This is a genomic window from Pseudomonas brassicacearum, from assembly GCF_003732265.1.
Classification (GTDB): Bacteria; Pseudomonadota; Gammaproteobacteria; order Pseudomonadales; family Pseudomonadaceae; genus Aquipseudomonas; species Aquipseudomonas brassicacearum_D.
Genome location: NZ_MOBK01000001.1, coordinates 1,140,834 through 1,166,847, shown reverse-complemented (window position 1 = coordinate 1,166,847; position 26,014 = coordinate 1,140,834). Strand labels below are relative to the sequence as shown.

28 protein-coding genes and 4 tRNA genes are annotated in these 26,014 nt (G+C 58.3%); 22 read left to right on the top strand and 10 right to left on the bottom strand.

The window, feature by feature from the left end; all coding sequences use genetic code 11:
- Window positions 1-200 precede the first annotated feature (200 nt).
- On the bottom strand, window positions 201-1,526 hold the full coding sequence (gene trhP, locus BK660_RS05510; RefSeq protein WP_123432421.1) for a prephenate-dependent tRNA uridine(34) hydroxylase TrhP: 1,326 nt from the start codon (window positions 1,524-1,526) through the stop codon (window positions 201-203).
- Between the two features lie 177 nt (window positions 1,527-1,703).
- On the opposite strand from trhP, the gene BK660_RS05505 reads away from it, so the two are divergent.
- Entirely contained in the window at window positions 1,704-2,765 is a 1,062-nt protein-coding gene (locus BK660_RS05505; RefSeq protein ID WP_123432420.1) for an AI-2E family transporter, read from the top strand.
- Here the strand turns inward: BK660_RS05505 and BK660_RS05500 are convergent.
- From BK660_RS05500 to BK660_RS05490, 3 genes are all read right to left on the bottom strand, one after another.
- Window positions 2,762-2,944 carry a hypothetical protein gene (locus BK660_RS05500; protein ID WP_123432419.1) on the bottom strand — a complete coding sequence of 61 codons (183 nt, stop codon included), beginning with the start codon at window positions 2,942-2,944 and terminating at the stop codon, window positions 2,762-2,764. The genes BK660_RS05505 and BK660_RS05500 overlap by 4 nt on opposite strands.
- 100 nt (window positions 2,945-3,044) lie before the next feature.
- Complete coding sequence (locus BK660_RS05495; RefSeq protein WP_123432418.1) at window positions 3,045-3,239, bottom strand: hypothetical protein; 195 nt, start codon at window positions 3,237-3,239, stop codon at window positions 3,045-3,047.
- A 233-nt stretch (window positions 3,240-3,472) separates the two neighbouring features.
- Window positions 3,473-3,844 carry a hypothetical protein gene (locus BK660_RS05490; protein WP_123432417.1) on the bottom strand — a complete coding sequence of 124 codons (372 nt, stop codon included), beginning with the start codon at window positions 3,842-3,844 and terminating at the stop codon, window positions 3,473-3,475.
- Window positions 3,845-4,089: 245 nt separating this feature from the next.
- On the opposite strand from BK660_RS05490, the gene BK660_RS05485 reads away from it, so the two are divergent.
- Together BK660_RS05485 and BK660_RS05480 are read left to right on the top strand one after the other, a co-directional pair.
- The gene (locus BK660_RS05485) at window positions 4,090-4,908 is read left to right on the top strand and encodes a shikimate 5-dehydrogenase (RefSeq protein ID WP_123432416.1); all 819 of its coding nucleotides are present in this window, start codon (window positions 4,090-4,092) and stop codon (window positions 4,906-4,908) included.
- An 11-nt stretch (window positions 4,909-4,919) separates the two neighbouring features.
- Window positions 4,920-5,438: a cupin domain-containing protein gene (locus BK660_RS05480; RefSeq protein ID WP_123432415.1), complete on the top strand. Its 519-nt coding sequence runs from the start codon at window positions 4,920-4,922 to the stop codon at window positions 5,436-5,438.
- Between the two features lie 132 nt (window positions 5,439-5,570).
- On the opposite strand, the gene BK660_RS05475 is transcribed toward BK660_RS05480, so the two are convergent.
- The gene (locus BK660_RS05475; protein ID WP_123432414.1) at window positions 5,571-6,218 is read right to left on the bottom strand and encodes a YceH family protein; all 648 of its coding nucleotides are present in this window, start codon (window positions 6,216-6,218) and stop codon (window positions 5,571-5,573) included.
- Window positions 6,219-6,529: 311 nt separating this feature from the next.
- Between BK660_RS05475 and BK660_RS05470 the strand changes: the two genes are divergently transcribed.
- The 4 genes from BK660_RS05470 to BK660_RS05455 all read left to right on the top strand — a co-directional run bounded on the left by BK660_RS05470 (window position 6,530) and on the right by BK660_RS05455 (window position 9,561).
- On the top strand, window positions 6,530-7,270 hold the full coding sequence (locus BK660_RS05470; RefSeq protein ID WP_123432413.1) for a glycosyltransferase family 2 protein: 741 nt from the start codon (window positions 6,530-6,532) through the stop codon (window positions 7,268-7,270).
- Window positions 7,267-7,545 carry a lipid-A-disaccharide synthase N-terminal domain-containing protein gene (locus BK660_RS05465; protein ID WP_123432412.1) on the top strand — a complete coding sequence of 93 codons (279 nt, stop codon included), beginning with the start codon at window positions 7,267-7,269 and terminating at the stop codon, window positions 7,543-7,545. Before BK660_RS05470 ends, BK660_RS05465 begins: the two co-directional genes overlap by 4 nt.
- Window positions 7,546-7,548: 3 nt before the next feature.
- Window positions 7,549-8,958, top strand: a complete 1,410-nt coding sequence (locus tag BK660_RS05460) for an ArnT family glycosyltransferase (protein WP_123432411.1) — start codon at window positions 7,549-7,551, stop codon at window positions 8,956-8,958.
- A gap of 93 nt (window positions 8,959-9,051) precedes the next feature.
- Window positions 9,052-9,561, top strand: coding sequence for a DUF1993 domain-containing protein (locus BK660_RS05455; protein ID WP_027925391.1), 510 nt, complete (start codon window positions 9,052-9,054; stop codon window positions 9,559-9,561).
- 192 nt (window positions 9,562-9,753) lie between these two features.
- Here the strand turns inward: BK660_RS05455 and sstT are convergent, their stop codons facing one another.
- On the bottom strand, window positions 9,754-10,986 hold the full coding sequence (gene sstT / locus BK660_RS05450; protein ID WP_123432410.1) for a serine/threonine transporter SstT: 1,233 nt from the start codon (window positions 10,984-10,986) through the stop codon (window positions 9,754-9,756).
- Window positions 10,987-11,283: 297 nt separating this feature from the next.
- On the opposite strand from sstT, the gene BK660_RS05445 reads away from it, so the two are divergent.
- Entirely contained in the window at window positions 11,284-12,438 is a 1,155-nt protein-coding gene (locus tag BK660_RS05445; RefSeq protein ID WP_123432409.1) for an MFS transporter, read from the top strand.
- Window positions 12,439-12,442: 4 nt separating this feature from the next.
- Here the strand turns inward: BK660_RS05445 and nhaR are convergent, their stop codons facing one another.
- Window positions 12,443-13,342: a transcriptional activator NhaR gene (gene nhaR / locus BK660_RS05440; RefSeq protein WP_027925388.1), complete on the bottom strand. Its 900-nt coding sequence runs from the start codon at window positions 13,340-13,342 to the stop codon at window positions 12,443-12,445.
- A 135-nt stretch (window positions 13,343-13,477) separates the two neighbouring features.
- Here nhaR and BK660_RS05435 point away from each other — a divergent pair, with 135 nt between their 5' ends.
- Window positions 13,478-13,720: a hypothetical protein gene (locus BK660_RS05435; protein WP_123432408.1), complete on the top strand. Its 243-nt coding sequence runs from the start codon at window positions 13,478-13,480 to the stop codon at window positions 13,718-13,720.
- A gap of 26 nt (window positions 13,721-13,746) precedes the next feature.
- Window positions 13,747-14,496, top strand: coding sequence for a TerC family protein (locus BK660_RS05430; RefSeq protein WP_123432407.1), 750 nt, complete (start codon window positions 13,747-13,749; stop codon window positions 14,494-14,496).
- Window positions 14,497-14,571: 75 nt separating this feature from the next.
- Here BK660_RS05430 and BK660_RS32555 read toward each other — a convergent pair whose 3' ends face one another.
- Complete coding sequence (locus BK660_RS32555; RefSeq protein WP_185045004.1) at window positions 14,572-14,733, bottom strand: hypothetical protein; 162 nt, start codon at window positions 14,731-14,733, stop codon at window positions 14,572-14,574.
- A gap of 234 nt (window positions 14,734-14,967) precedes the next feature.
- Between BK660_RS32555 and BK660_RS05425 the strand changes: the two genes are divergently transcribed.
- From BK660_RS05425 to BK660_RS05415, 3 genes are all read left to right on the top strand, one after another.
- A complete protein-coding gene (locus BK660_RS05425) occupies window positions 14,968-15,639 on the top strand; it encodes a cysteine peptidase family C39 domain-containing protein (protein WP_259698480.1) in 672 nt (223 codons plus the stop codon).
- Between the two features lie 94 nt (window positions 15,640-15,733).
- Entirely contained in the window at window positions 15,734-15,940 is a 207-nt protein-coding gene (locus tag BK660_RS05420; RefSeq protein ID WP_027925384.1) for a DUF6021 family protein, read from the top strand.
- 17 nt (window positions 15,941-15,957) lie between these two features.
- Window positions 15,958-16,173, top strand: a complete 216-nt coding sequence (locus BK660_RS05415; RefSeq protein ID WP_123432405.1) for a hypothetical protein — start codon at window positions 15,958-15,960, stop codon at window positions 16,171-16,173.
- Between the two features lie 56 nt (window positions 16,174-16,229).
- Here the strand turns inward: BK660_RS05415 and pbpG are convergent, their stop codons facing one another.
- Window positions 16,230-17,168 carry a D-alanyl-D-alanine endopeptidase gene (gene pbpG, locus BK660_RS05410; protein ID WP_123432404.1) on the bottom strand — a complete coding sequence of 313 codons (939 nt, stop codon included), beginning with the start codon at window positions 17,166-17,168 and terminating at the stop codon, window positions 16,230-16,232.
- Between the two features lie 225 nt (window positions 17,169-17,393).
- The gene (gene folD / locus BK660_RS05405; protein ID WP_027925381.1) at window positions 17,394-18,248 is read right to left on the bottom strand and encodes a bifunctional methylenetetrahydrofolate dehydrogenase/methenyltetrahydrofolate cyclohydrolase FolD; all 855 of its coding nucleotides are present in this window, start codon (window positions 18,246-18,248) and stop codon (window positions 17,394-17,396) included.
- Window positions 18,249-18,522: 274 nt separating this feature from the next.
- On the opposite strand from folD, the gene BK660_RS05400 reads away from it, so the two are divergent.
- The 9 genes from BK660_RS05400 to BK660_RS05360 all read left to right on the top strand — a co-directional run bounded on the left by BK660_RS05400 (window position 18,523) and on the right by BK660_RS05360 (window position 25,814).
- Window positions 18,523-18,599, top strand: a tRNA-Arg gene (locus BK660_RS05400).
- A gap of 33 nt (window positions 18,600-18,632) precedes the next feature.
- Window positions 18,633-18,708 (top strand) — tRNA-His (locus BK660_RS05395).
- Between the two features lie 57 nt (window positions 18,709-18,765).
- Window positions 18,766-18,850: transfer RNA gene (locus BK660_RS05390), tRNA-Leu, on the top strand.
- A 77-nt stretch (window positions 18,851-18,927) separates the two neighbouring features.
- Window positions 18,928-19,003 (top strand) — tRNA-His (locus BK660_RS05385).
- A 396-nt stretch (window positions 19,004-19,399) separates the two neighbouring features.
- A complete protein-coding gene (gene tig / locus BK660_RS05380) occupies window positions 19,400-20,710 on the top strand; it encodes a trigger factor (RefSeq protein WP_123432403.1) in 1,311 nt (436 codons plus the stop codon).
- A 93-nt stretch (window positions 20,711-20,803) separates the two neighbouring features.
- On the top strand, window positions 20,804-21,439 hold the full coding sequence (gene clpP / locus BK660_RS05375; RefSeq protein ID WP_123432402.1) for an ATP-dependent Clp endopeptidase proteolytic subunit ClpP: 636 nt from the start codon (window positions 20,804-20,806) through the stop codon (window positions 21,437-21,439).
- A gap of 112 nt (window positions 21,440-21,551) precedes the next feature.
- Window positions 21,552-22,835, top strand: a complete 1,284-nt coding sequence (gene clpX, locus BK660_RS05370) for an ATP-dependent Clp protease ATP-binding subunit ClpX (RefSeq protein WP_007946893.1) — start codon at window positions 21,552-21,554, stop codon at window positions 22,833-22,835.
- A 161-nt stretch (window positions 22,836-22,996) separates the two neighbouring features.
- Window positions 22,997-25,393 carry an endopeptidase La gene (gene lon / locus BK660_RS05365; protein ID WP_027926069.1) on the top strand — a complete coding sequence of 799 codons (2,397 nt, stop codon included), beginning with the start codon at window positions 22,997-22,999 and terminating at the stop codon, window positions 25,391-25,393.
- Window positions 25,394-25,541: 148 nt separating this feature from the next.
- A complete protein-coding gene (locus tag BK660_RS05360; RefSeq protein ID WP_027926068.1) occupies window positions 25,542-25,814 on the top strand; it encodes an HU family DNA-binding protein in 273 nt (90 codons plus the stop codon).
- Window positions 25,815-26,014 lie beyond the last annotated feature (200 nt).

The window sequence follows — 26,014 nt, the reverse complement described above, 5'->3', positions numbered from 1 at the left end:
GGAGCTGTTGTGGCGAGTGGGTTGTTGTGGCGAGGGGGCTTGCCCCCGTTGGGCTGCGAAGCGGCCCCTAAACCGGGCAACGCGGTGACCCAATAAGAACGCATTTTGAGGGATTACGACGGCTGCGCCGCCGAACGGGGGCAAGCCCCCTCGCCACAACAGCTCCCTCGCCACAGGGGTGTGTGGCAGGTTGATTGATTTCAACCATCGCTGATATCCCGCATCAATAACCCGAACTTCAGATCCACCGCATCCGGAATCGGCACATACACCGTATGCCCGTCCCCCGGCGCTACTTCAATGGATTCACCCCTGACGTTGTGCAATTGATGCAAATCGAAATGAAAGTTGCCCTTGGGCGTCATCAATTCCAGATGATCCCCCAGCGCAAACCGGTTCTTCACCTTGATCTCTGCCATCCGCTCACGCCGCTCACCGGTCAGTTCGCCAACAAACTGCTGTCGCTCCGACACTGAGCTGCCGTGCTGATAATTCTGGTATTCGTCATGCACATGCCGACGCAAAAAGCCTTCGGTGTAGCCACGCTGCGCCAGTGACTCCAGATCGGTCATCAGGCTGCGGTCGAATTCACGCCCGGCGACGGCATCGTCGATGGCCCGGCGATACACCTGCGTGGTGCGTGCGCAATAGAAGTGGGATTTGGTCCGGCCTTCGATCTTCAGCGAATGCACGCCCATGTGCGTCAGGCGCTCGACGTGCTGCACGGCGCGCAGGTCCTTGGCATTCATGATGTAAGTACCGTGCTCGTCCTCGAAGGCGGGCATCAGCTCATCCGGCCGATTGGCCTCCTGCAACAGGAACACCTGGTCGGTGGGCGCGCCAATGCCCAGGGTCGGTTCAGGCTGATACGGCTGGACGATCTCGCCCAGCTGGTTTTCCGTGGCCGCTTGCGCCGAATATTTCCAGCGGCAGGCGTTGGTGCAGCTGCCTTGATTGGCATCGCGTTTGTTCATGTAGCCCGAGAGCAAACAGCGTCCGGAATAGGCCATGCACAGCGCGCCGTGGACAAACACCTCCAGCTCCATGGCCGGCACTTGCTGGCGGATTTCGCCGATTTCTTCCAGGGACAGTTCCCGCGACAGGATGATCCGGCTCAAGCCCTGTTGCTGCCAGAACTCGACACTCGCCCAGTTCACCGTATTGGCCTGTACCGACAGGTGAATCGGCATCTGCGGGAAATGCCGGCGCACCAGCATGATCAAGCCCGGATCCGACATGATCAACGCGTCCGGCACCATGGCGATCACCGGTGCCAGGTCCTTGAGGAAGGTCTTGAGCTTGGCGTTGTGCGGCGCAATGTTCACCACCACGTAAAAACGCTTGCCCTGGGCCTGGGCTTCCTGGATGCCGAGGGCGAGGTTGGCGTGATCGAATTCGTTATTGCGCACCCGCAAGCTGTAGCGCGGCTGGCCGGCGTACACCGCATCGGCACCGTAAGCAAAGGCATAACGCATGTTTTTCAGGGTGCCGGCGGGGGCGAGCAGTTCGGGGGCAAGGAGAGTCATGGCAGGGGTAGTCGCAAAAACCGTGGAGGGTAAGCGCGTTGCCGGCGGCGTTCATTGATCTGGATCTATGCTTGATGAACAAACGGATGGCACTCGCGCGAACCGTGGCGGACTAAGCAGTAAGGACGGCTCTTCATTTCAGGAGTCTGAGTCCCTGCGCATTGACACGGGTCGGACATGAACGAAGAAACCGTAAAGAACAAGTCATTGGTGGTCTTGCTGGGGCTGGTGACCGCCGCATTCATCTGGATTTTGTTGCCGTTCTACGGAGCGGTGTTCTGGGCAGTGATCCTTGGCATCCTCTTTGCGCCGATGCAACGTCGACTGCAATTAAAGCTGGGCTGGGAGCGCAACCTGACGTCGATGCTCACGCTGAGCATCTGTCTGGTGATTGCGATCCTGCCGGTGATCATTCTCAGTTTCTTCCTGGTTCAGGAGGGGGCGACGCTGTACAAAAACATCGAAAGCGGTGAACTGGACATTGCGGGGTATGTGTCGCACTTCAAGCACAGCCTGCCGCCATACTTTCAGCACCTGCTTGACCGGTTCGGGGTGGGTGAGCTGAATGGGCTGCGCGAGAAAATCATCAAGAGTGCGGTGACGGGCAATGAGTATTTCGCCACTCAAGTGTTCAGTTTCGGTCAGGTCACGTTTGATTTTGTGGTGGGCTTTTTCATCATGCTCTACCTGCTGTATTTCTTTCTGCGCGACGGGGCCGAACTGGCACGCAAAGTTCGCGCGGCCGTGCCGTTGGAGGAACACCAGAAGCGTCGGCTGCAACTCAAGTTCAATCGCGTGGTGCGGGCGACGGTGAAGGGCAATCTGCTGGTGGCGATCACGCAGGGCGCCTTGGGTGGTTTGATTTTCTGGTTTCTGGACATCCCGAGTGTGTTGCTCTGGGCGGTGCTGATGGCGTTTCTGTCGCTGTTGCCAGCCGTGGGGGCAGGGATCATCTGGGCGCCGGTGGCGGCGTTTTTCCTGCTCAGCGGGGCGATGTGGCAGGGCGTGGTGCTGGGGTTGTACGGGGTTTTTGTAATCGGCCTGGTGGATAACGTGCTGCGACCGATCCTGGTGGGCAAGGACACCAAGATGCCGGACTACCTGATCCTCATCTCGACCCTCGGCGGTCTGGCGATCTTTGGCCTCAACGGCTTCGTCATCGGGCCGCTGATCGCGGCCCTGTTTATGTCGAGCTGGGCCATCTTCATTGAAACCAAACCGAAGGTGCAGTTGCCTTAGGCGCTGAGCTGGCCTTTGCCGATGCGTTGCGACAAGGCTTGGGCGGCCGGCAGCGAAGTAAGCGGACCGCTGATCGCTTCGCCGTCCTGCACCAGATACCAACAGGCGAGCAATCCCAGCTCTCTAAGCGATGCGGGAACGGCGCTGCCGATAACGGACATGATCTGAACCTGGGACATAAGTACCTCCATCAATCTATGGAGCTACCTTACGGACCCGGCGCTGAAACGGACAATTAACGCTTTCGATAGTCGTCATTGACGCCGATGAGTATGTGTCTCAGTCGACGACCAGATCCAGCATGTGAACCACTTCCTGCTCGTTGAGGAGGCCTTTGCGCACCAGGTTTTCCGCCAGCAGCGAAAGAAACTTGGCGCTGCGATGGCCTTCCAGGTGCTTGAGTTCGGTCAAGGCGTCGTACACCTTGCTGGACGTGCACAAAGCGACATTGCGGTGCGGGTGTTGCGTGGGCATGAGGTCGTCCTTGTTGTTATCAACCTGTTATTTGCGGACAGATCCAAGCTTGCGGACCTGACATGACATAAATATGACCGTTTGGCGCAAGGCGAGGGCGGGTCGAGTCAATCTTTGCCAATTTGAGCTGCCGATGCTGTCCCCACAGCGACCTTGACGCGATTTATCCAGACGTTCGCCGACGAACGGTCACAAAAAAGCCCCGCTGTCGAGGGCGGGGCTTGGTGATTGTGTTACCAGTGGCCATAACCACGGCCTGGGCCGTAGTAACCGCGCGGGGCGTAATAACCACGTGGCGGGCCGTAGTAAACCGGTGGCGGCCCGTAATAGACCGGCTGCTGCACGTAGACCGGTGCTGGCTGGTAATAAACCGGTGGTGGTTGCTGTACATAAACCGGCGCTGGCTGATAAACCGGTTGAGGTTGTACATAGACCGGCCGATTGGCATTAATCAGGGCCGAACCGACGATGGCCGTACCCACCAGTGCGCCAAAGACCGCTGGTCCTTGCCAGCAATTACCACAACCACCGCCATGGGCTTGTGCCTGTCCTGCGACAGCGAGTGCGCCGATCAGCAAGGCAACTGTGGGGATTTTACGGATCATGATAATTCCTCGGTTCTTCGACCCGGCGCTTGGGTCTGCAATAGACCCAAGCATTGTCGCGGGGATACTTCTAAGACAGCGTTTTTTTGAAAATCAGCACAGCAAATAGGTAAATTTTGTGTAAGGTCTGTACCGGTTTCCTGACGGTTCGCGCCAGCGCCCGCCGCCATATCGTTATGATCGAACAGACCCGATGGAATGGCTAATCCCGTCTATCTGAAAGTGCTTTAGAAGGAGAAAGTTTCATGCAGATGAACCCCAATCGAGACACTCAGCTGTGCATGTCGCTGTCCGGGCGCCCCGGCAATTTCGGCCTGCGTTTTCACAATCATCTGTATGAACAATTGGGCCTGAATTTCTACTACAAGGCCTTCAGCAGCCAGGATCTTCCCGGCGCCGTGGGCGGTATTCGCGCCCTGGGCATTCGTGGCTGCGGCGTGTCGATGCCGTTCAAGGAAGCGTGCATTGCGCTGGTGGATGAACTGGACGCCTCGGCGGCGGCCATTCAGTCGATCAACACCATCGTCAACACCGACGGCCACTTGAAGGCCTACAACACCGATTACATCGCCATCGAGCAACTGCTCAAAAGCCACGAAGTGCCCAAGGATTTCACCTTTGCCCTGCGCGGTAGCGGCGGCATGGCCAAGGCCGTGGCCAGCGCGTTGCGCGACGGCGGTTACCAGAACGGCTTGATCGTCGCCCGCAATGAGCGTGTCGGTCGTGCCCTGGCGGAGTCACTGGGTTATCAATGGCAAGCGGAATTGGGTGCTCAGCGCCCGCAAATGCTGATCAATGTCACGCCGATCGGCATGACGGGTGGCCCGGAGGCCGATCAGCTGGCGTTCGATGCTGAAACCATTGCCGCTGCGCAGACGGTCTTCGATGTGGTGGCGATCCCCTCGGAAACACCGCTGATCGTTCGGGGACGCGCTGAAGGCAAACGGGTGATTACCGGGCTGGAAGTGATCGCCATCCAGGCGCTGGAGCAATTCGTGCTGTACACCGGTGTCCGGCCGACCGATGAGCAATTTCACAAAGCCGTGGAATTTGCCCGCAGCTAAAAGGAATCCCCATGCATCCGCGCATTCTCAACCTGAACCAGGTCGACCTTGAACCGTTGCCCGAAGCCATGGCGCCCACGGGCGATACGGCGGGCCGTTACCAGCAGCGAATGGCCCGCGTCGGTCAGCAATTGGGCGCGCAGAAGCTGGGGTATCGGCTGTATGTACTGGAACCGGGTATGCGCGGCAGTCCGTTTCACAGCCATCGGGTCAATGAGGAGATGTTTTACGTCGTGGCCGGGGAAGGGGAGGTGCGCCTCGGTGCCGAGCGTTTCCCGATCCGCGCGGGTGACGTGATCGCCTGCCCTCCGGGAGGTCCGGAAGCGGCGCACCAGATCATTAACACAAGCAACGGGGAACTGCGCTATCTGGCGGTCAGCACCCAGCAATCGCCGGAGATTTGCGAGTACCCCGATTCCGGCAAATACGCGGTGATGGACGACTTCAAGGTCGATGCCGAGGGCAATGCCTCAGGCTTCGTCGCCATCGCCCGGCCGGGCGACGGTGTGGATTACTGGGACGGTGAGTAACTACAGGTGTCATCAAATCAATGTGGGAGCGGGCTTGCTCGCGAAGAGGTCCTGTCATTCACCCTATCTGGTGACTGATACACCGCCTTCGCGAGCAAGCCCGCTCCCACATTTTAGAGGTGTGTAGACTGGTTATTCGAGGCGAGCCAGGCGCTCTTCCAGTGCCGCGATTCGCGCTTCGAGCTCTTCGATCCGTTCAACCGACACACCACCAGAAGCCCCACGCTCCACCGGATTCTGCCGTGCCGCCAGGATAACTTCTATGTCCGCCGGATCACCCAGCGCATGCATGTACCGGTCTTCCCGCTGACCGGCCTGCTTCGGGATCAGCAACGCCAACCCCCGGGCAATCAAGCGTTCCAGCTGATGCACCACCTGTTCGGTGTCTTCAAATTCATGCATGCGCCCGCTGCGGGTCAGCAGTTCATTGACCGTCTGTGGACCGCGCAAGAATAACAACCCCGTCAGAATCACCTGGGCCGGCACCAGTTCCAGCGCCTTGTCGACCTTGTGCTCCCAGCGATCCGCGCGGCTGCCCATCACCAGTTTGGTGAAGCCACGTCCTTCCAGCGCCCGCAGGCTCTGGCCGACCTGGCCCTGGGTCAGGTTCATCACCGGTTCGCGGCTGGTTTTCTGGTTGCAGGCGATCACCAGAGCATTGAGGGTCAGCGGATAGGTTTCCGGGCTGGTCGCCTGTTTCTCGATCAGCGAGCCCAAAATGCGGATTTCCGTGCTGTTAAGCCGCGGCTCGTCGAGGGTCGTCTCTTGCTCAGTGCTCATGGTCTGCGTCCTTACCCGATTCATGTTTTTCACGTGCGTGGATGCACTTTAGATTGGCGAGCGCCAATGGCAACTGAATTCGTCGTGGCCACCGGGCAACGATGACGAAACATGGATGAAATATTAACGACATTTTAACAATCTGGCGGGCACCGTAGGCGTGCTCGCGCGACCACCTGCGCGAGCCCTGAAAGGCGCTGTAGCCGCGGGCTGCAGCGTTCCGAACCACTGAACCATGCATCGAGTCAATCGGTGTGCGCCACCTTTATTCGCCCCTGATAACCGAAAACAAAAAGGGCGAGAGAGACTCCATGAGCCAAGACATTTTTGTATCCGTACTGATTCCCGCCAAAAACGAAGCCAACAACCTCAAGCCGCTGCTTGAGGAGATCCGCGTGGCCCTGGCCGACGAGGCCTACGAAATCATCGTCGTCGACGATGGCAGCACCGACGCCACCCTGCACGAACTGCGGCAAATCCGGCACAACGGCCTGAGCGCGTTGCGCATCCTGCACCATGAACGTTCGTTGGGGCAGAGCACTTCGCTCTACCACGCCGCGTTCGAGGCGCGCGGCCAATGGCTGGCCACCCTTGATGGCGACGGGCAAAACGACCCGGCGGACATTCCCGGCATGCTGGCGCTGGTGCGCGGCGAGCCGGGGCGAGTCGACGTGCAACTGGTGGCCGGGCATCGGGTCAACCGCCGTGATACCGCGAGCAAACTCTGGGCCTCGCGGTTCGCCAACGGCCTGCGTAGCCGCTTGCTCAAGGACGCCACCCCGGACACCGGGTGCGGCTTGAAGCTGATCGAACGCGCGGCGTTTTTGCGCCTGCCGTACTTCGATCACATGCACCGTTTTATTCCGGCGCTGATCCAGCGCCATAACGGCCGAATGATCGTCCACCCGGTCAACCATCGCCCGCGCACCGCCGGGGTGTCCAAGTACGGCAACCTCGACCGCGCCTTGGTGGGCATCCTCGACCTGGTCGGGGTCTGGTGGCTGATCAAGCGCACACGCCTGAACACCCATGCGCAGGAGATTGAAGGATGAACATGTCCCGCGAAGCCCTGTGGCTGGTGGTCGGTTTTGTCGGCCAGATCGCCTTCACCGGGCGCTTTATCCTGCAATGGCTGTACAGCGAATACAAAAAACGCAGCGTGATTCCGACGAGCTTCTGGTACCTGAGCATCGTCGGCAGCACGCTCTTGCTCGCGTACGCCATTTACCGGCAAGACCCGGTGTTCATCGCCGGCCAGGCCTTCGGCACCCTCGTTTATTTCCGCAATTTGCAGTTGATCGCTAAAAGCAAAAACCTGAAGGAGTAGGTCATGCGCGGATCGTTATCGACCCGAAATATCACGTTGCTCGCGGCGGTCGCCATGGCGCTGCTGTTTTTCTGGGGATTGGGCAGTGTGCCGTTTCTCAGCGTCAACGAGGCGCGTCGCGCCGTCACCGTGCGGGAAATGCACGAAGCCGGGAGCTGGTTGCTGCCGTACATGAACGGCGACTTGTACTTGTCCAAACCGCCGTTTTTCTATTGGGCGGGCCTGGTGTCGACCGCTGTGCTGGGCAGTGTGTCCGAGTGGAGCGTGCGGTTGCCTTCGGCACTGGCCGCGACCTTGTGCTGCCTCGGCACGTACTGGTACGGCGTTCGGCAAGCCGGGCGGCAGGTCGGGCTGTTCGCGGTGGTGTTCCTGGCGGCGAACGGCGCGTTCAGCCTGTTTGCCCGCCGCTCGGAAATCGAGATGCTGTTGACCCTGCTGTGCTTCGGCGCATTGCTGGCGGCGTGGCAGTTCATCTTTCAGCAGGGCCGGGTGCTGTGGAGTCGGCTCAGCTACCTGCTGTTAGGTTGCGCGCTGCTGACCAAAGGGCCGGTGTGCCTGTTGTGGGTGACGGCGCCGATCCTGACGTACGCCTTGATCTGCCGCGACGCGCGGGCCAAAGCCTACCTGTGTGACGGATGGGGCTGGCTGATCGCGGTGGTGCTGGGCAGTTCGTGGTACGTGGCGGTGTCGTTGAGTCAGGGCTGGGGCATCTGGTCGTCGATCATCAGCGAAGACATCATGAACAAGATCGATGGGGAGGGCGCCGAAGCCTGGTACGCGTACCTGTTGTACCTGGCCGGTGACTTCTTTCCGTTCTGGCTGATTGTGTTTGTGCAGCCGCGCAAGTTCTGGGCGATGATCCGTTCGCGCCGTGAGGCGGCCATGCTGCTGTGCTGCACGCTGCTGCCGCTGCTGATTTTCTCCCTGTTCACCGAAAAGCACGGCAAGTACCTGTTGCCGGTTTACCCGTCCATGGCCTTGCTGCTGGCCATGCACTGGGCCGCCGTGCTCGAAGGCATGCAAGGACGCTGGCGTACCTGCCTGGCCAGGGTTCCGTACGTGATGCTGGCCGGGTTTGTGGTGTTTTACGTGTTCGTCGAAGCCCGGGTGCTGTCCCATCGCGTCGGTGGTCTGGAACAGGTCGCCACGCTGTCCGCCGGGCAGCCGGGACAGAAGGCCTACAGCGTCGGTGAACCGGATATCCGTCTGGTCTATTACATGGGGCGGCCGGTGGCGCCGCTGACCCTTGCTCAACTGCAAGGGGATGAACGCCCAGTGGGGCTGCTGTTTGTGCAAGAACCCCTCGACCCGCAATTGCAGAACCTCGCGTCGTGCAAAGTCGGCGAAGTCGAACCCTATCTGAAACCACACCGCGCCGCGCTGCTGGTGCGCATGGGCGGGGACTGCCATTAAGGATTACGGCAGCTGAAAAAGACCCATGGCAGGAGGGGCGGGCATGGCTATAATCGGCCGACGTTTCCCCTCCTGTTACCACACGAGACTGCCATGACTATTTCCCTGTACGACGCCTCCGTCCCTGTTTTCAAGCAAATGCTCACCGCGCTCAGCGATGTGCTGAACAAGGCCGAAGCCCACGCCACCGCCAAGAACATCGACCCGAACGCATTCCTGCAAGCCCGTCTGTTCCCGGACATGTTCCCGCTGGTGCGTCAGGTGCAGATCGCCGTTGATTTCGCCAAAGGCGTTTCTTCGCGTCTGGCCGAAGTTGAAGTGCCGAAGTACGAAGACACCGAAACCACCTTCGCCGAACTGCAAGCGCTGCTGACCAAGGTCCTGGCCTACATCGCCGAGATCAAGCCGGAGCAAATCAACGGCAAGGAAGGCATCGAGATCGTGACCCGTCCGGGCACCCCTAAAGAGAAGCGCTTCAGCGGCCAGGCTTACCTGCTGAGCTACGGATTGCCGCAGTTCTTCTTCCACGTCACCACTGCTTACGCCTTGCTGCGTCACAACGGCGTGGAAGTGGGCAAGCGCGATTACATGGGCGCGTTCTAAACCGCCCGGGTACAAAAAAGCCCCCGCAGCCATTGGTTGCGGGGGCTTTTTTATGTGCCTGCATTCTTCACTTCACCGCAAACCCTTGTGGGAGCGGGCTTGCTCGCGAAAGCGGTGTGTCAGTCAACGGTTATGTTAAGGCTGACGGCCCCTTCGCGAGCAAGCCCGCTCCCACAGGTTTTGCGGTGTTGATCAGGCCGTGCGTTGGGCTTTCTGTTCTTCACCCAGGCAGGCCGCCGCTGTGAACAGCACATCAGTGGACGAGTTCAGCGCCGTCTCCGCCGAGTCCTGCAACACGCCAATGATGAAACCAACCGCCACCACCTGCATGGCAATCTCGCTCGGAATACCGAACAGGCTGCACGCCAGCGGAATCAGCAACAACGAACCACCCGCCACACCCGAAGCGCCACAGGCGCAAATCGCCGCGACGACGCTCAGCAGGATCGCAGTCGGAATGTCCACGGCGATGCCCAGGGTATGCACCGCCGCCAGGGTCAGCACGGTGATGGTGATCGCCGCGCCGGCCATGTTGATGGTTGCGCCCAGCGGGATCGATACGGAGTAGGTGTCTTCATGCAGGCCCAGGCGCTTGCTCAATTCCAGATTGACCGGAATGTTCGCCGCCGAACTGCGGGTGAAAAATGCAGTGATGCCGCTCTCGCGCAGGCACATCAGCACCAGTGGATACGGGTTGCGGCGCAGTTTCCAGAACACGATGATCGGGTTCATCACCAGCGCCACGAACAGCATGCAACCGAGCAGCACGGCCAGCAAATGCGCGTAGCCGATCAACGCACCGAAACCGGAGGTGGCGAGGGTCGAGGCCACCAGGCCGAAAATCCCCAGCGGGGCAAAACGGATCACCAGGCGCACGATCACGGTCACGCCGTTGGACAAGTCGCCCAGCACTTCACGGGTGGTGTCGCCGGCATGGCGAATGGCGATGCCCATGCCGATGGCCCAGGCGAGGATGCCGATGAAGTTGGCGTTCATCAGCGCACTCACCGGGTTGTCGACCACGCTCAGCAGCAGGCTTTGCAACACTTCGCCGATACCGCCCGGCGCGGTGACCGCGACGTCTTGCGTCGACAACACCAGATTCGACGGGAACATCATGCTGGCCACCACTGCGACCACCGCCGCCGCGAACGTGCCGAGCAAATACAAAAACAGAATCGGCCGGATATGGGTTTCCTGGCCGTGCTTGTGATTGGCGATCGACGCCATGACCAGTACGAACACCAGAATCGGCGCGACGGCTTTCAGCGCCGAGACGAACACCTTGCCGATAAACGCCGTGGACTTCGCCACTTCAGGCGCAAACAGGGCCAGGGCAATGCCGGCGATCAGGCCGATGATGATTTGCGTGACCAGGGTGGTGCGTTTCAGGCGTTGCAATAGAGAAGGGGATGAAGCAGTCATAAAGCAGCATCTCTGATTTTTTATAGGTGCAGGGTTTCGCAGGTATGCAGCAACAAACAGGGCAGGCCGCAGGCAGGAAACCGGAAAGGGTGTACGTTTTTCAGGGCGCGGACTTTATCACAGCGCAGGATCGATCCTTCAGACCTGTGACGATCTGCCACCCGCGCAATCAACCAGATAAGCAGGTTCGTGCAACCCGCTTTGGAAACACTCTGTTAAGATTCGCCATCCTCATTTTCAAGTCTGCCAGTGGGCCTTCGGGCTATTCGCTGGTGTCGTCGTTTTCTGGAGTTGTGCATGCTGTTGCCCATTCTTCTGTTGTCCGCCGCCGGTTTCACGGTGCTGACCACGGAATTCGTCATCGTCGGCCTGTTGCCGGCCATCGCCCGTGACCTTGAAGTCAGCATCCCGCAAGCCGGTTTGCTGGTGACGTTGTTCGCCTTCACCGTCGCCGCTTTCGGGCCGTTCCTGACCGCGTACTTCGCGCGTTTTGAACGCCGCAAGCTGTTCATCTCGGTGCTGATCATGTTCGGTCTGGCCAATACCCTCGCGGCGTTTGCGCCGAATATCTGGGTGATGGCTTTCGCCCGGTTGGTTCCCGCACTCGGCTTGCCGGTGTTCTGGGCCCTGGCCAGCGAGACAGCGGTAGACATTGTCGGGCCGGACTACGCCGGGCGGGCCATCGCCAAGATTGGCTTCGGCATAGTCTGCGCCACAGTGTTTGGCATTCCGGTGGGCACGCTGATTTCCGATGCGTTCGGCTGGCGTAGCGCCTTTGGCATTCTGGCGGTCATCGCCTTTGCCAAGGCCTTGCTGCTGTTTATCTACCTGCCGAAAACCAGCCTGCATCAGCATCAGGTGAGTTTCCGCTCACAATTCAAGATCCTGCGCAGCCCACTGATGATCGGCCATGTGTTGCTGTCGGTGGTGGTCTTCAGCGGCATGTTTACCGCGTACACCTACCTGGCGGACATCCTTGAGCGCCTGGCCGGTTTCAACGGCACGGTGGTCGGCTGGTGCCTGATGGGCTTCGGCGCGGTCGGGCTGATCGGTAACTCGCTGGGCGGTCGCGCGGTGGACCGTCATCCGCTGATCGCTTCGGTGATGTTCTGCGCATTCATGATTGCCGGCCTGGTGGCGCTGGTGCCGAACATTCATTCGCCCCTCGGTCTGGCGGCGGCGATGGGTATCTGGGGCGTGACGCAGGCCGCGTTGTTCCTGGTCAGCCATGTGCGCCTGATGAAAGCGGCGCCCGAAGCGCCGGCGTTCGCCGCCTCGCTGAACATTGCCGGGGCCAACCTCGGCATCGGCCTGGGTGCGATGGTCGGCGGCCGGGTGATCGACAACTTCGGGCTGCAAGGTCTTGGGTTCGCGGCCGCCGCGTTTATCCTCGCCTCGATCCTGCTGGCGATTGCGCTGATGACCTTCAAACCGCGTGAAATCTGCGCCTGAGGTTTTACAGTTCGGTGAACAGCTCGCGTCGGGCACCTTCGGTAATGGCGACAATGCCGGGGTGCTTGACCTTGCGTTCCACTGAAATGGCGTAGAACGACTCGGTCACGGCGTCGGTCTGGCCAATCACCTCCACGCCGTATTGGCGTTTCACTTCATCGGCAATCACGCTCGGGCCGATGAAGATCCCGCTGCCGGACTGACCAAACGCCTGCATCAATGCGCTGTCATCGAACTCGCCGACAATGCGCGGCTGGATCTGCTGCTCGGCGAACCAGCGCTGCAGGCGGTTGCGCACCACGGTTTCCGGTCCCGGAATCAGTAGCGGTGCGCCGTGCAGGCTGCGGGGGAAATCCTGGCCGTACTGCGCGGCCAGTTCCGCCGTGGCGAAGAAGCTGATCCCGCACTCCCCGAGTTTCTGGCTGTAGCCCTTGATGTCCAGGTGCGAGGGCATCGGACTGTCGGAAATCACCATGTCCAGGCGCTGGATCGCCAGGTCGGCGAGCAACCGTTCGAGTTTGTCTTCGCGGCAGGTGATGCGCAGCGGCTCGCTCAACTCCATGGTCGGCGCGATCAGCCGGTAGACGATGGACTTGGGCACGACGTCCGCCACACCGACCCGAAACTGGATCTGTTGCTCATTGGGTTGCGCCCGCAACATCAATTCAAGTTCGCCGCCTAGCTGAAACATCTGCTCGGCGTAGGGCAGGGCCTGTCGCCCGGCTTCGGTGAGTTCCAGTTGCCGACCCACCCGTCGAAACAATTCGATGCCGTAGGTTTGCTCAAGCAGGGAAATCTGCCCGCTGATGGTCTGCGGTGTCAGGTTCAACTGCTCGCAGGCGCGCACGATGCTGCCGGTCTTGGCCACCACCCAGAAGTAATGCAATTGCCGATAGTTGAGCATGACGGTCTACAGTTCGTAAAAACCGAAGTATAACCGCTAAAAATACGAATTTTCCTGAAGTGTTTGCCTCCCTAGAATGCGTCGCTATCAACGGGCCATCGTTTAGGTGCCGTTTGTTCTAACGAGGGAAGCATCATGAAGATCACCACTACGGCAGTGCTATTCGCGTCTTTACTGGTATTGGCCGGTTGCGACCAGGCCGAAAAAAGTGCTCAGCAACTGATGGGCAAGGCCGCTGAAAGCGCCAAACAGGCCATCGACGATACGCACAAAGCCGCCGAACAAGCGCTCAGCGACGCCACCGGCGGCCTGATCAGCAAGAAAGAATCAGCGGGCGAAGACAAGGACAAAACCGAAGCTTCGTCCCAGGAAATCTAACGTCTAATACGAGTCAGGACTGACCCATGGAATACCTTTTAGAACTTGCTGCAAGCCCCACCGCCTGGGTCGCCCTGGCCACGTTGATTGTCATGGAGATCGTGCTCGGCATCGACAACCTGATCTTCATCTCGATCCTGACCAATAAGCTGCCCGAGCAGCATCGGCAGAAAGCCCGCCGCATCGGTATCGGCATGGCGCTGATCCTGCGTCTGGGTCTGCTGAGCACCATCGCATTTATCGTGCAGTTGACGGCGCCTGTGATCGAAATCCTCGGCCACGCGTTCTCCTGGAAGGACATGATCCTGATTGCCGGCGGCTTGTTCCTGTTGTGGAAAGCCACCACCGAGATCCATCACAGCATGGACCCGGCACCGGAAGATCCGAAGTCGGCGACGTCGACCGTGACCCTGGGTTTTGCCGCTGCGATCGGGCAGATCCTGATGCTGGACATGGTGTTTTCCATCGACAGCATCATCACTGCGGTCGGCATGACCGAGCATTTGCCGATCATGATTATCGCGGTGGTGGTGTCGGTACTGGTGATGTTGCTGGCGGCTGATCCGTTGGCCAGGTTCATCAACGACAACCCGACGGTGGTGATGTTGGCGCTGGGCTTCCTGATCATGATCGGCATGACGCTGATCGCCGAAGGCTTCGGCGCCCACGTACCGAAAGGCTACGTCTACGCGGCCATGGCGTTCTCGGCAACGATCGAGTGCTTGAACATGATGTCGCGAAGGGCCAAGCAGAAGCGCGTTGCTGCTGACGCTTGATCGGCGATAACTGAAAAGGCCGCTTGAATACGAAAGTGTTCAGGCGGCCATTTTTTTGAAGGCGGAAAATTCCGGTCAGTGCACGGCGGCGTGACGGGCCGCGGACTTTTCGGTGGTCGCTTCAGGCGGTAATTGAGTCGGGTGGTGGTGGTGGTGCCGCCGGGTAATGCGCAGGACTCCCCACAACATGGCGGCGGCAACGGCCAGCCAGCCGGAAATCAACATCACGATCGTCATTGCCAGGCTCATCGTGCCTCCTCTTTGCCCTGCATCGGGCACACACGCTATGCAACTGACAGTCTAGTCGGTGCTGTGTGTCAGACAATTGACCAAAGGTCGTCTGTCACTAACCAGTTCGCTCTATCGATCGCACGTAACTGCCGGTTAAGGCTATACCGCCGTCGCGCGGCATCCTATGATCGACAGCCTAGCCGGGAGCCTGTTGCCCGGCGTCTGAACAAGAGAGTGATGATGGAGCGGGTATTTTCTCGAATTCGCATGGCAGCGCTGATTATGGGCTGTGTGGCCGGGTTGGCGGGGTGCGCCGGGAGCGTTGCGCCGCAGATCCAGCGTCTGCCGGAGCGGGTGGAACTCAGCGGTACGTTCTATCGCGGGCAAGCCTTTCAAAGCGGACCGCAAGTGCTGGCCAGCCTGTTGGCGCAACAGGGCATAGTCATCACCCCGGGCTTGTTGGAAAAACCCCTGCATTTGCCGGGCGCCGAGGACCAGTTGCAGCAGAACCTGCAGAATCTGGCACGCGAATACGGGATGGTGGTTTATCCCCTCGACAGCACGTTGCCCGCGCTGTTGACCCAGGTCGCTGCCGGCTATCCGGTGATGGTGCGCTTCACCGAAGGCTCCGCGCTCTGGGCTGAGCCGCGCTACGCCATTCTCGCCGGGTACAACCGCAAGAAGCAGACCGTGCTGCTGCGCGCGGGGATGAATCATCGGGACATGATGAGCTTCAGTTCGTTTGAGTCGTCGTTCAAGGACGCGGGTGGCTGGGCCGTGCTGATCCAGAAGCCGAACCAGATTCCCGTCAACGTCGATCAGCAGCGTTGGCTCAAGGCCGCGAATGATCTGGGGCAGGCCGGTCAGGAGCAAGCGGCGGCACGGGCGAAGAAGGCCCTGGCCACGCAGTAAGCGTCCGTTCGTCATCCTTCAGGCACTGCTGCGTGCGGCGGCTCTCTAATGGACAGTGCCCGGATTTTTCCGGGCCACATCCAAGGAGGCGCCCATGGCACATTCCACTACCCCCGTCGGCCCGCATTCGTCTGAGCATTCTTCGGGCGATGAGTTGGGATTCGATCCCGACTCGCCGGACCTCGCCGATCCCCAGGTCGACCCCATCGGTCCCGCCAAGGCGCCCAGGGACGTGAAGCCGGGCGACAACCCCAAGGCCCCAGCGAAGCCTTATGACCCCCTTGCTGACCTGAAACCCTGAGCCCTGATGAGGTGCCTATGTCTACCGATTCGAGTTTCGACGACAAACGTCCGGACAGCGTCCCCACCACGCCCGAAGAAGATATCGACCCGGTGATGGATCCGGATAGCCCGCTACGCGATCCTCTGGCCAGGCCTGTGGTGGTGCCGACAGTGCATCCCCACGGCTGGAGTGATCCGAGCAAGGGCGATGGCATTCCGGATGACGATCAGATGCCGCTGCCCAACGACTGATAAAAGCAAGGCGAAAAAAAGCCCCGACTGTCCGGGGCTTTTTTGAGAGCGCCTGTTTATTTCGAGGCTTCAACCACACCGCTCTGACGGTGCTTGAGGTTCTTGTCGGATTTGTACTGCAAGGCAACGGATGGCACCTCTGCGCCCTTGCCGGTTTCCACCCAATTGCGGATACGGGTGGCGTCGGCAAAGTGGGTGTACTTGCCATAAGCGTCAAGGATGACCAGCGCAACCTGGCGATTGCCCATGCTGGTCACCAGCACCAAGCAGTGACCCGCTTCGTTGGTGAAGCCGGTTTTCGTCAACTGGATGTCCCAGTCCGCTTTGCGCACCAGATGGTCGGTGTTGCGGAAACCCAGGCTGTAGTTGGGTTTACGGAACGACACGGTTTTTTCCTTGGTGGTACTCAGTTCGGTCAGCAGCGGGTACTTGTGTGCAGCCACCAGCAGTTTGCTCAGGTCGCGGGCGGTGGACACATTACGCGGGGACAGGCCAGTCGGCTCGACGAAGTGGGTGTTGACCATACCCAGCGCCTTGGCCTTGGCGTTCATCGCGGCGATGAAGGCTGCATAGCCACCCGGATAGTGGTGGGCCAGGCTCGCTGCTGCGCGGTTTTCCGAAGACATCAGGGCAATCAGCAACATTTCCTTGCGTGGCATCTCGCTGTTGAGCTTGACCCGGGAAAACACACCCTTCATTTCCGGGGTGTCGCTGATATTGATGTTGATGTACTCGTCCATGTTCTGTCGGGCTTCAACGATGACCAGACCGGTCATCAGTTTGCTGACAGACGCAATCGGCACCACCACGTCAGGGTTGCTGGCGTAGATGATTTTGTTGGTCTGCATATCCATGACTAACGAGCTGCCCGAAGCCAGTTTGAGATGTTGTGCATCTCGAGGCGCAGCGGTGGTATCGCCAGCGCTGGCAATTGGCGTGATGAAAGTCCCTGTAACTGCAAAAAATAGGCTCAGGATGGAAAGACGGATTTTCACGCTGGCAGACTCATTATGTGTTGATAAGCCGTTTTGTAACGGGCTATTTCGTAAAAGCGCGACATTCTGGAGTATGGCTGAATAACTGTCGATGGTTGATCAAGTAACAGGTGAAAGTCCTGTAAAACATGAAAAAAATGTCATTTTCAGGCGGGTGGTAGGGCTTTTTCTTTGGGCAAAAAGAACCCCGCCATGGGCGGGGTCGTTTTATATCTACTTTGGAACTCAGCTGTGCAGGGTTTCTGCCGCGTACAGCGTGTTTTCCAGCAGGCAGGCACGGGTCATCGGGCCAACGCCGCCAGGAACCGGGGTGATCCAGCCGGCGCGGGGCAGGGCGGTTTCGTAGATCACGTCGCCGACCAGTTTGCCGTCTTCCTGGCGGTTGATCCCGACGTCGATCACGATCGCGCCTTCCTTGATCCACTCACCCTTGACCAGGCCCGGTTTGCCAGCGGCCACCACCACCAGATCGGCACGGCCGACATGGCCGGCCAGGTCCTTGGTGAAACGGTGGGTGACGGTCACGGTGCAACCGGCCAGCAACAATTCCATCGCCATCGGGCGGCCGACAATGTTGGAAGCCCCGACAATCACTGCGTCCATCCCGTAAAGATCGGCACCGGTGCTTTCCAGCAGGGTCATGATGCCTTTAGGGGTGCAGGGGCGCAGCAGCGGAATACGCTGGGCCAGGCGACCGACGTTATAAGGATGGAAACCGTCGACGTCTTTGTCCGGACGAATGCGCTCCAGCAATTTGGAGGCATCCAGGTGTTCAGGCAGAGGAAGCTGAAGCAGAACGCCGTCGATTGCCGGGTCGTCATTCAGACGATCGATCAGGTCGGTCAGCGCTTCTTGAGTGGTTTCGGAAGGCAGGTCATAGGCTTGGGAGATAAAGCCGACCTCTTCACAGTCTTTACGCTTGTGCGAGACATAAACCTGAGAGGCGGGATCGCTGCCGACCAGGATCACCGCGAGGCCGGGTGTACGCAAGCCTTGCTCGCGACGCTCGGCAACTCGTTTGGCGATCTGCTGGCGCAGGCTGGCGGCGATCGATTTGCCGTCGATTAGTTGTGCAGTCATTGCGCGTGATTAACCATCGAGAGGGGAAAAAAAGAGAACGCATTCTCGCATGTCATGAGGTGAGGGCAAAGGCGCTTGGTCTGCAAATTCCCCTAACTCCTTTAATTAAATGAATTTTTTTTAAAAAGGATTTGACGACCCTCAGGGGGCTCTATACTATTCGTCGCACTTGTCGGGCACAGCCTAGCACTGGTTAAGAAGGTTAAGCGGGACTGCGGTTTCGCAAGACTGGAAAGCACTTAGTTTGTAGTCCTCCAAGAGTACAAATTACAAGGCGCCCGTAGCTCAGCTGGATAGAGCATCCGCCTTCTAAGCGGATGGTCGCAGGTTCGAGTCCTGCCGGGTGCGCCATTTAGGCAGCTTTGGCACAAGTAGCGCAATATGGTGGGCGTAGCTCAGTTGGTAGAGCACGGGATTGTGACTCCCGTTGTCGAGGGTTCGATCCCCTTCGTCCACCCCATATTTCGAAAGGCGCCAGATTAACAGTCTGGCGCCTTTGCTTTAACAGCTTCAACCCGCGGATGTGGTGGAATTGGTAGACACACTGGATTTAGGTTCCAGCGCCGCGAGGCGTAAGAGTTCGAGTCTCTTCATCCGCACCAAATAAAGCTTCACTCATGCCGATTGGCTTGGTTGGGGTCAGCAGGGAAGTTGTTTTACTTCTTTGTCACGCAATATGGTGGGCGTAGCTCAGTTGGTAGAGCACGGGATTGTGACTCCCGTTGTCGAGGGTTCGATCCCCTTCGTCCACCCCATATTTCGAAAGGCGCCAGATTTAACAGTCTGGCGCCTTTTTTTGTTTTGGCGGGTTCAGCGACTGCAGGTTCTGGGTCGCAGGGGCAGGGCGTTTCGTCGTATTTGTGTTGCTCGATGATGCCGCGCTGCCCGCCGGCCTTGTTCGCAAGATCGGCTGTCAGGGAGATGATTGGCAACCTCTTCTATATATAGAAGGGTTGGCGCAGGGCCCTGGCGTGATCGGTTGTGTTTGCCATCGGAGCGAGGTGCATTCGTGCATTCGCACCTATAAATTGCCTGCTGCGTTTTTACCCGTTTTCAGTAGGGTGACTTCTTGAGTTTGACCCACTAGAATGCATGCCCTTGATTCTGGGGTCGGAAACGGCCGGCTAACGTCTGTGCAACGAGGAATATCCATGCAAGTTTCTGTTGAAAATACTTCTGCTCTTGAGCGCCGCATGAGCATCATCGTGCCGGCTGAGCGCATCGAGACTCAGGTCAACAAGCGTCTGCAGCAGACTGCCCAAAAGGCCAAGATTGCTGGCTTCCGTCCAGGCAAAGTGCCAATGAGCGAAATCAAGCGCCGTTTCGGTGCTGATGCGCGTCAAGAAGCCGTGGGCGATGTGATCCAGTCTTCTTTCTACGAAGCTGTTGTTGAGCAAAAGCTGAACCCGGCTGGCGCACCTTCGATCGAGCCTAAGTCGATCGAAGCCGGCAAGGACCTGGAATACGTCGCTATTTTCGAAGTGTTCCCTGAGTTCACCGTTGCCGGTTTCGACGGTATCACCGTAGAGCGCCTGAGCGCTGATGTGGCTGATGCCGATCTGGACAAAATGCTGGACATCCTGCGCAAGCAGAACACCCGTTTCGAAGTGGCCGATCGCGCTGCCCAGAACGAAGACCAGCTGAACATCGATTTCGTTGGCAAGGTTGACGGTGAAGTGTTCGCTGGCGGTTCCGCCAAGGGTACTCAGCTGGTGCTGGGTTCCGGCCGCATGATCCCTGGTTTCGAAGACGGTCTGGTTGGCGCTAAAGCCGGCGAAGAACGTGTTCTGAACCTGACTTTCCCTGCTGACTACCAGAACCTGGACCTGGCCGGCAAGACTGCCGAGTTCACCGTCACCGTGAACACTGTTTCCGAGCCAAAACTGCCAGAGCTGAACGAAGAATTCTTCGCTCAATTCGGCATCAAGGAAACTGGCCTGGAAGGCTTCCGCACCGAAGTTCGCAAGAACATGGAGCGCGAACTGCGTCAGGCGATCAAATCCAAGGTCAAGAATCAGGTAATGGACGGTCTGCTGGCCACCAACCCGATCGAAGTGCCAAAGGCTCTGCTGTCCAACGAAGTTGACCGTCTGCGTGTGCAGGCAGTTCAGCAGTTCGGCGGCAACATCAAGCCTGACCAACTGCCGGCCGAGCTGTTCGAAGAACAAGCCAAGCGCCGCGTTGTACTGGGTCTGATCGTGGCTGAAGTGGTCAAGCAATTCGACCTCAAGCCTGACGAAACCCGCGTTCGCGAAATGATTCAGGAAATGGCTTCGGCCTACCAAGAGCCTGAGCAGGTTGTGTCCTGGTACTACAAGAACGACCAGCAACTGAACGAAGTTCGTTCTGTTGTGCTGGAAGAACAAGTTGTGGATACTGTTCTGCAGAAAGCTAGCGTGACCGACAAATCGGTCTCTTACGAAGAAGCAGTCAAGCCGGTAGAAGCTCCACAAGCCGACTGATCGTTTTTGCGGTAAGAAGCACACACCATAAGCCAGCCTTCGTGCTGGCTTATGCGTATTCAAGACATAACTATTTGGGAGTGACTGCAGAGCATGTTCCGTAATTCGTATATTCAGCAGAACTCTGATATCCAGGCCGCCGGCGGCCTGGTCCCGATGGTTGTCGAGCAGTCTGCTCGTGGCGAGCGCGCCTATGACATCTACTCGCGCCTTCTCAAGGAACGAGTGATCTTTCTGGTTGGTCCGGTAGAGGACTACATGGCCAACCTGATCTGTGCGCAATTGCTGTTCCTTGAAGCGGAAAACCCGGACAAGGACATCCATCTCTACATCAACTCGCCGGGCGGTTCGGTGACTGCGGGCATGTCGATCTACGACACCATGCAGTTCATCAAGCCAAACGTGTCGACCACCTGTATCGGTCAAGCGTGCAGCATGGGCGCGTTCCTGCTGACCGCTGGTGCGCAGGGCAAGCGTTACTGCCTGCCGAACTCGCGTGTGATGATTCACCAGCCACTGGGCGGTTTCCAGGGCCAGGCTTCGGATATCGAAATCCATGCCAAGGAAATCCTCTTCATTCGTGAGCGTCTGAACACGCTGATGGCCAAGCATAGCGGGCGCACTCTTGAAGAAATCGAGCGCGACACCAACCGCGACAACTTCATGAGTGCAGAAGCTGCGAAGGAATACGGCCTGATCGACGAAGTCATCAGCCAGCGTCCCGCGTAAAATAAGCAGCTCAAAATAAGGTTGGTCGGCAGGTCCGACTACCAGCGGGCTTGAAAAAGCCCGCAATAGCCTTCATCTTGTGTTGCAAGCCTATCGGATTTGGATCGAACGAATGACTGACACCCGCAACGGCGAGGACAACGGCAAGCTGCTCTATTGCTCCTTCTGTGGCAAAAGCCAGCATGAAGTACGCAAATTGATTGCCGGCCCCTCGGTCTTTATCTGCGACGAGTGCGTCGACCTGTGCAATGACATCATCCGAGAGGAGGTGCAGGAAGCCCAGGCCGAAAGCAGCGCGCATAAATTGCCTTCGCCTAAAGAAATCAGCGGCATCCTTGATCAGTACGTGATTGGTCAGGAGCGTGCGAAAAAGGTTCTGGCCGTAGCGGTATACAACCACTACAAGCGCCTGAACCAGCGTGACAAAAAGAATGACGACGTCGAACTCGGCAAGAGCAACATCCTGCTAATCGGCCCGACAGGCTCGGGTAAAACCCTGCTTGCCGAAACACTGGCTCGTTTGCTGAACGTTCCGTTCACCATTGCCGACGCAACCACCCTCACCGAGGCGGGTTACGTGGGTGAGGATGTCGAGAACATCATTCAGAAGCTGCTGCAGAAGTGCGATTACGACGTAGAAAAAGCCCAGATGGGCATTGTCTACATCGACGAAATCGACAAGATTTCGCGCAAGTCTGACAACCCGTCGATCACCCGGGACGTTTCCGGTGAAGGCGTGCAGCAGGCCCTGCTCAAGTTGATCGAAGGCACGGTCGCTTCCGTTCCGCCTCAAGGTGGTCGCAAGCATCCGCAGCAGGAATTCCTTCAGGTCGACACCCGTAACATCCTGTTCATCTGCGGTGGTGCGTTCTCCGGTCTGGAAAAGGTTATTCAAAACCGTTCCACGAAAGGCGGCATCGGTTTCAACGCGGAAGTGCGCAGCAAGGAAGAAGGCAAGAAAGTCGGTGAGTCCCTGCGTGAAGTCGAGCCTGACGATCTGGTCAAGTTCGGTCTGATCCCGGAATTCGTCGGTCGTCTGCCGGTACTTGCCACGCTCGACGAGCTTGATGAGGCTGCGCTGATGCAGATCCTCACCGAGCCGAAAAATGCTTTGACCAAGCAGTACGCCAAGTTGTTCGAGATGGAAGGCGTGGACCTGGAATTCCGGGCCGACGCACTGAAATCGGTCGCTAAACGTGCCCTGGAACGCAAGACCGGTGCCCGTGGACTGCGTTCGATTCTCGAAGGCGTATTGCTCGACACTATGTATGAAATCCCCTCGCAATCCGAGGTGAGTAAAGTAGTGATCGACGAAAGCGTTATAGAAGGCAAGTCCAAGCCACTGTATATCTACGAAAACAGTGAGCCTGCTGCCAAGGCCGCGCCAGACGCTTAAGCGTCACGCAGCTGGTACAAAGAAGGGGCCTTCGGGCCCCTTTGCTTTTACTGCGTTTTATCACTGTCTTTGCGCTTGTTTTTTTTGAAGGCAGCCCCCATCTTGGTTTCAAGCTTACTTCCATCTGTTTCCGGCCTTATGGCCGCCGTAGAGGCGAAATCATGAAGACAACCATCGAATTGCCTCTCCTGCCATTGCGTGATGTTGTGGTTTATCCGCACATGGTTATCCCGCTGTTCGTGGGGCGCGAGAAATCCATCGAAGCCCTCGAGGCTGCGATGACGGGCGACAAGCAGATCCTTCTGCTGGCTCAGAGAAACCCTGCTGACGATGATCCCGGTGAAGATGCACTTTATCGCGTAGGTACGATTGCGACCGTTCTGCAGCTGCTCAAGCTGCCTGATGGCACTGTAAAGGTTCTGGTCGAAGGCGAGCAGCGGGGCGCCGTGGAGCGCTTCAGCGAAGTGGACGGCCACTGCCGTGCCGAAGTCTCGTTGATCGACGAAGTCGACGCGCCAGAGCGCGAGTCGGAAGTATTCGTGCGCAGCCTGCTGGCTCAATTCGAACAATATGTGCAGCTGGGCAAGAAAGTCCCGGCTGAAGTCCTGTCGTCGCTCAACAGCATCGACGAGCCAGGCCGCCTGGTCGACACCATGGCCGCGCACATGGCCCTGAAGATCGAGCAGAAGCAGGAAATCCTCGAAATCATCGATTTGTCGGCCCGGGTCGAGCACGTCCTGGCGTTGCTGGATGCCGAGATCGACCTGCTGCAAGTCGAAAAACGCATTCGCGGTCGCGTCAAAAAACAAATGGAGCGCAGTCAGCGCGAGTACTACCTGAATGAGCAGATGAAGGCCATTCAGAAGGAGCTCGGCGACAGCGACGAAGGCCACAACGAAATCGAAGAGCTGAAAAAGCGCATCGATGCCGCCGGCCTGCCGAAAGATGCCTTGGCCAAAGCCCAGGGTGAGCTGAACAAGCTGAAACAAATGTCGCCAATGTCCGCGGAAGCGACCGTGGTGCGTTCGTACATCGACTGGCTGGTTCAGGTGCCGTGGAAGGCCCAGAGCAAAGTGCGCCTGGACCTTGCACGCGCCGAAGACATTCTCGACGCAGACCACTACGGTCTGGAAGAAGTCAAAGAGCGGATCCTCGAATACCTCGCGGTGCAAAAACGCGTAAAGAAAATTCGTGGCCCGGTGTTGTGCCTGGTCGGTCCTCCTGGCGTGGGTAAAACCTCGCTGGCGGAGTCGATTGCCCATGCCACCAACCGCAAATTCGTGCGCATGGCCCTCGGTGGCGTGCGTGACGAAGCCGAAATCCGTGGTCATCGCCGTACTTACATCGGTTCGATGCCAGGAAGATTGATTCAAAAGATGACAAAGGTGGGTGTTCGCAACCCGCTGTTCCTGCTCGATGAGATCGACAAAATGGGCAGCGACATGCGTGGCGATCCGGCGTCGGCGTTGCTGGAAGTGCTCGATCCCGAGCAGAACCACAACTTCAACGATCACTACCTGGAAGTCGACTACGATCTGTCCGATGTGATGTTCCTGTGCACCTCGAACTCCATGAACATCCCGCCAGCCTTGCTGGACCGGATGGAAGTGATTCGCCTGCCGGGCTACACCGAAGACGAGAAAATCAACATCGCCGTGAAATACCTCTCGCCGAAGCAGATCACTGCCAACGGCCTGAAGAAAGGCGAGCTGGAATTCGACGCCGAAGCGATCCGCGACATCATCCGCTACTACACCCGCGAAGCCGGTGTGCGTGGGCTGGAGCGTCAGATTGCCAAGGTCTGCCGCAAGGCGGTCAAAGAGCATGCGATGGAAAAACGCTTCTCGGTGAAAGTCACTGCCGAGATGCTCGAACACTTCCTGGGCGTGCGGAAATTTCGCTACGGCCTCGCCGAATCGCAAGATCAGATCGGTCAGGTGACCGGGCTGGCGTGGACGCAAGTGGGTGGCGAATTGCTGACCATCGAAGCCGCGGTGGTACCGGGCAAGGGCCAGTTGATCAAGACCGGTTCCCTGGGCGATGTGATGGTCGAGTCGATCACCGCAGCACTGACCGTGGTCCGCAGCCGTGCGAAGAGCCTGGGGATCCCCCTGGACTTCCACGAGAAGCGCGACACGCATATTCACATGCCGGAAGGGGCGACCCCTAAGGACGGCCCTAGCGCCGGTGTGGGCATGTGCACGGCGCTTGTGTCGGCATTGACCGGAATTCCGGTGCGCGCAGACGTCGCGATGACGGGTGAAATCACCCTGCGTGGCCAGGTGCTGGCGATTGGTGGTTTGAAAGAAAAACTGCTCGCTGCTCACCGTGGCGGGATCAAGACAGTGATCATTCCTGAAGAGAACGTACGCGATCTGAAGGAAATTCCTGACAATATCAAGCAAGATCTGCAGATTAAACCGGTTAAATGGATTGACGAGGTCCTGCAAATTGCGCTGCAATACGCGCCGGAGCCCCTGCCTGATGTGGCTCCAGAGATCGTTGCAAAGGATGAAAAACGCGAGTCTGACTCTAAGGAAAGAATTAGCACGCATTAGTAGCATTTGGCCGGGTGGCTTCCTTGACAGCTTTTTAGAGCCCTTGTTATAAAGCGGCTCTTAAGTGTCTGTAGGCCATTCAGCACTCGTTTTTGTTTTCACCAAAAAAACTTAGAATCATACTCAAATAGATATAAGGGGACTTAGAGTGAACAAGTCGGAACTGATTGATGCTATCGCCGTATCTGCGGACATCTCCAAAGCCAGCGCTGGTAAAGCCCTGGATGCAGTAATCGAATCCGTCACTGGCGCTCTCAAGGCTGGCGACTCCGTTGTTCTGGTTGGTTTCGGTACTTTCTCCGTCACTGATCGTCCAGCTCGCATCGGTCGTAACCCACAGACTGGTAAGACTCTGGAAATCGCAGCAGCCAAAAAACCAGGTTTCAAAGCCGGTAAAGCACTGAAAGAAGCTGTCAACTAAGTTCGATTCAGGTTTTTGCCTATCCGGGTCGGGGTCATGCCTGACCTGGCAGCGGAGCGGTAGTCCAGTCGGCAAGTTGCCGGTCCGAGACACCGAGGGTCGCATGTTCGAACCCTCGGTCCGCTCCGCCAGTTACGAGAAGGCGCATCCCCGGATGCGCCTTTCTTCTATCCGGATTCTACCCACGCTCCACGGTTGCC

What these genes read in the sequence shown, in the direction of transcription:
- trhP (WP_123432421.1), bottom strand. Translation starts at nt 1,526, where the DNA reads ATGACTCTCCTTGCCCCCGAACTGCTCGCCCCCGCCGGCACCCTGAAA.
- BK660_RS05505 (WP_123432420.1), top strand. Translation starts at nt 1,704, where the DNA reads ATGAACGAAGAAACCGTAAAGAACAAGTCATTGGTGGTCTTGCTGGGG.
- BK660_RS05500 (WP_123432419.1), bottom strand. Translation starts at nt 2,944, where the DNA reads ATGTCCCAGGTTCAGATCATGTCCGTTATCGGCAGCGCCGTTCCCGCA.
- BK660_RS05495 (WP_123432418.1), bottom strand. Translation starts at nt 3,239, where the DNA reads ATGCCCACGCAACACCCGCACCGCAATGTCGCTTTGTGCACGTCCAGC.
- BK660_RS05490 (WP_123432417.1), bottom strand. Translation starts at nt 3,844, where the DNA reads ATGATCCGTAAAATCCCCACAGTTGCCTTGCTGATCGGCGCACTCGCT.
- BK660_RS05485 (WP_123432416.1), top strand. Translation starts at nt 4,090, where the DNA reads ATGCAGATGAACCCCAATCGAGACACTCAGCTGTGCATGTCGCTGTCC.
- BK660_RS05480 (WP_123432415.1), top strand. Translation starts at nt 4,920, where the DNA reads ATGCATCCGCGCATTCTCAACCTGAACCAGGTCGACCTTGAACCGTTG.
- BK660_RS05475 (WP_123432414.1), bottom strand. Translation starts at nt 6,218, where the DNA reads ATGAGCACTGAGCAAGAGACGACCCTCGACGAGCCGCGGCTTAACAGC.
- BK660_RS05470 (WP_123432413.1), top strand. Translation starts at nt 6,530, where the DNA reads ATGAGCCAAGACATTTTTGTATCCGTACTGATTCCCGCCAAAAACGAA.
- BK660_RS05465 (WP_123432412.1), top strand. Translation starts at nt 7,267, where the DNA reads ATGAACATGTCCCGCGAAGCCCTGTGGCTGGTGGTCGGTTTTGTCGGC.
- BK660_RS05460 (WP_123432411.1), top strand. Translation starts at nt 7,549, where the DNA reads ATGCGCGGATCGTTATCGACCCGAAATATCACGTTGCTCGCGGCGGTC.
- BK660_RS05455 (WP_027925391.1), top strand. Translation starts at nt 9,052, where the DNA reads ATGACTATTTCCCTGTACGACGCCTCCGTCCCTGTTTTCAAGCAAATG.
- sstT (WP_123432410.1), bottom strand. Translation starts at nt 10,986, where the DNA reads ATGACTGCTTCATCCCCTTCTCTATTGCAACGCCTGAAACGCACCACC.
- BK660_RS05445 (WP_123432409.1), top strand. Translation starts at nt 11,284, where the DNA reads ATGCTGTTGCCCATTCTTCTGTTGTCCGCCGCCGGTTTCACGGTGCTG.
- nhaR (WP_027925388.1), bottom strand. Translation starts at nt 13,342, where the DNA reads ATGCTCAACTATCGGCAATTGCATTACTTCTGGGTGGTGGCCAAGACC.
- BK660_RS05435 (WP_123432408.1), top strand. Translation starts at nt 13,478, where the DNA reads ATGAAGATCACCACTACGGCAGTGCTATTCGCGTCTTTACTGGTATTG.
- BK660_RS05430 (WP_123432407.1), top strand. Translation starts at nt 13,747, where the DNA reads ATGGAATACCTTTTAGAACTTGCTGCAAGCCCCACCGCCTGGGTCGCC.
- BK660_RS32555 (WP_185045004.1), bottom strand. Translation starts at nt 14,733, where the DNA reads ATGACGATCGTGATGTTGATTTCCGGCTGGCTGGCCGTTGCCGCCGCC.
- BK660_RS05425 (WP_259698480.1), top strand. Translation starts at nt 14,968, where the DNA reads ATGGAGCGGGTATTTTCTCGAATTCGCATGGCAGCGCTGATTATGGGC.
- BK660_RS05420 (WP_027925384.1), top strand. Translation starts at nt 15,734, where the DNA reads ATGGCACATTCCACTACCCCCGTCGGCCCGCATTCGTCTGAGCATTCT.
- BK660_RS05415 (WP_123432405.1), top strand. Translation starts at nt 15,958, where the DNA reads ATGTCTACCGATTCGAGTTTCGACGACAAACGTCCGGACAGCGTCCCC.
- folD (WP_027925381.1), bottom strand. Translation starts at nt 18,248, where the DNA reads ATGACTGCACAACTAATCGACGGCAAATCGATCGCCGCCAGCCTGCGC.
- tig (WP_123432403.1), top strand. Translation starts at nt 19,400, where the DNA reads ATGCAAGTTTCTGTTGAAAATACTTCTGCTCTTGAGCGCCGCATGAGC.
- clpP (WP_123432402.1), top strand. Translation starts at nt 20,804, where the DNA reads ATGTTCCGTAATTCGTATATTCAGCAGAACTCTGATATCCAGGCCGCC.
- clpX (WP_007946893.1), top strand. Translation starts at nt 21,552, where the DNA reads ATGACTGACACCCGCAACGGCGAGGACAACGGCAAGCTGCTCTATTGC.
- lon (WP_027926069.1), top strand. Translation starts at nt 22,997, where the DNA reads ATGAAGACAACCATCGAATTGCCTCTCCTGCCATTGCGTGATGTTGTG.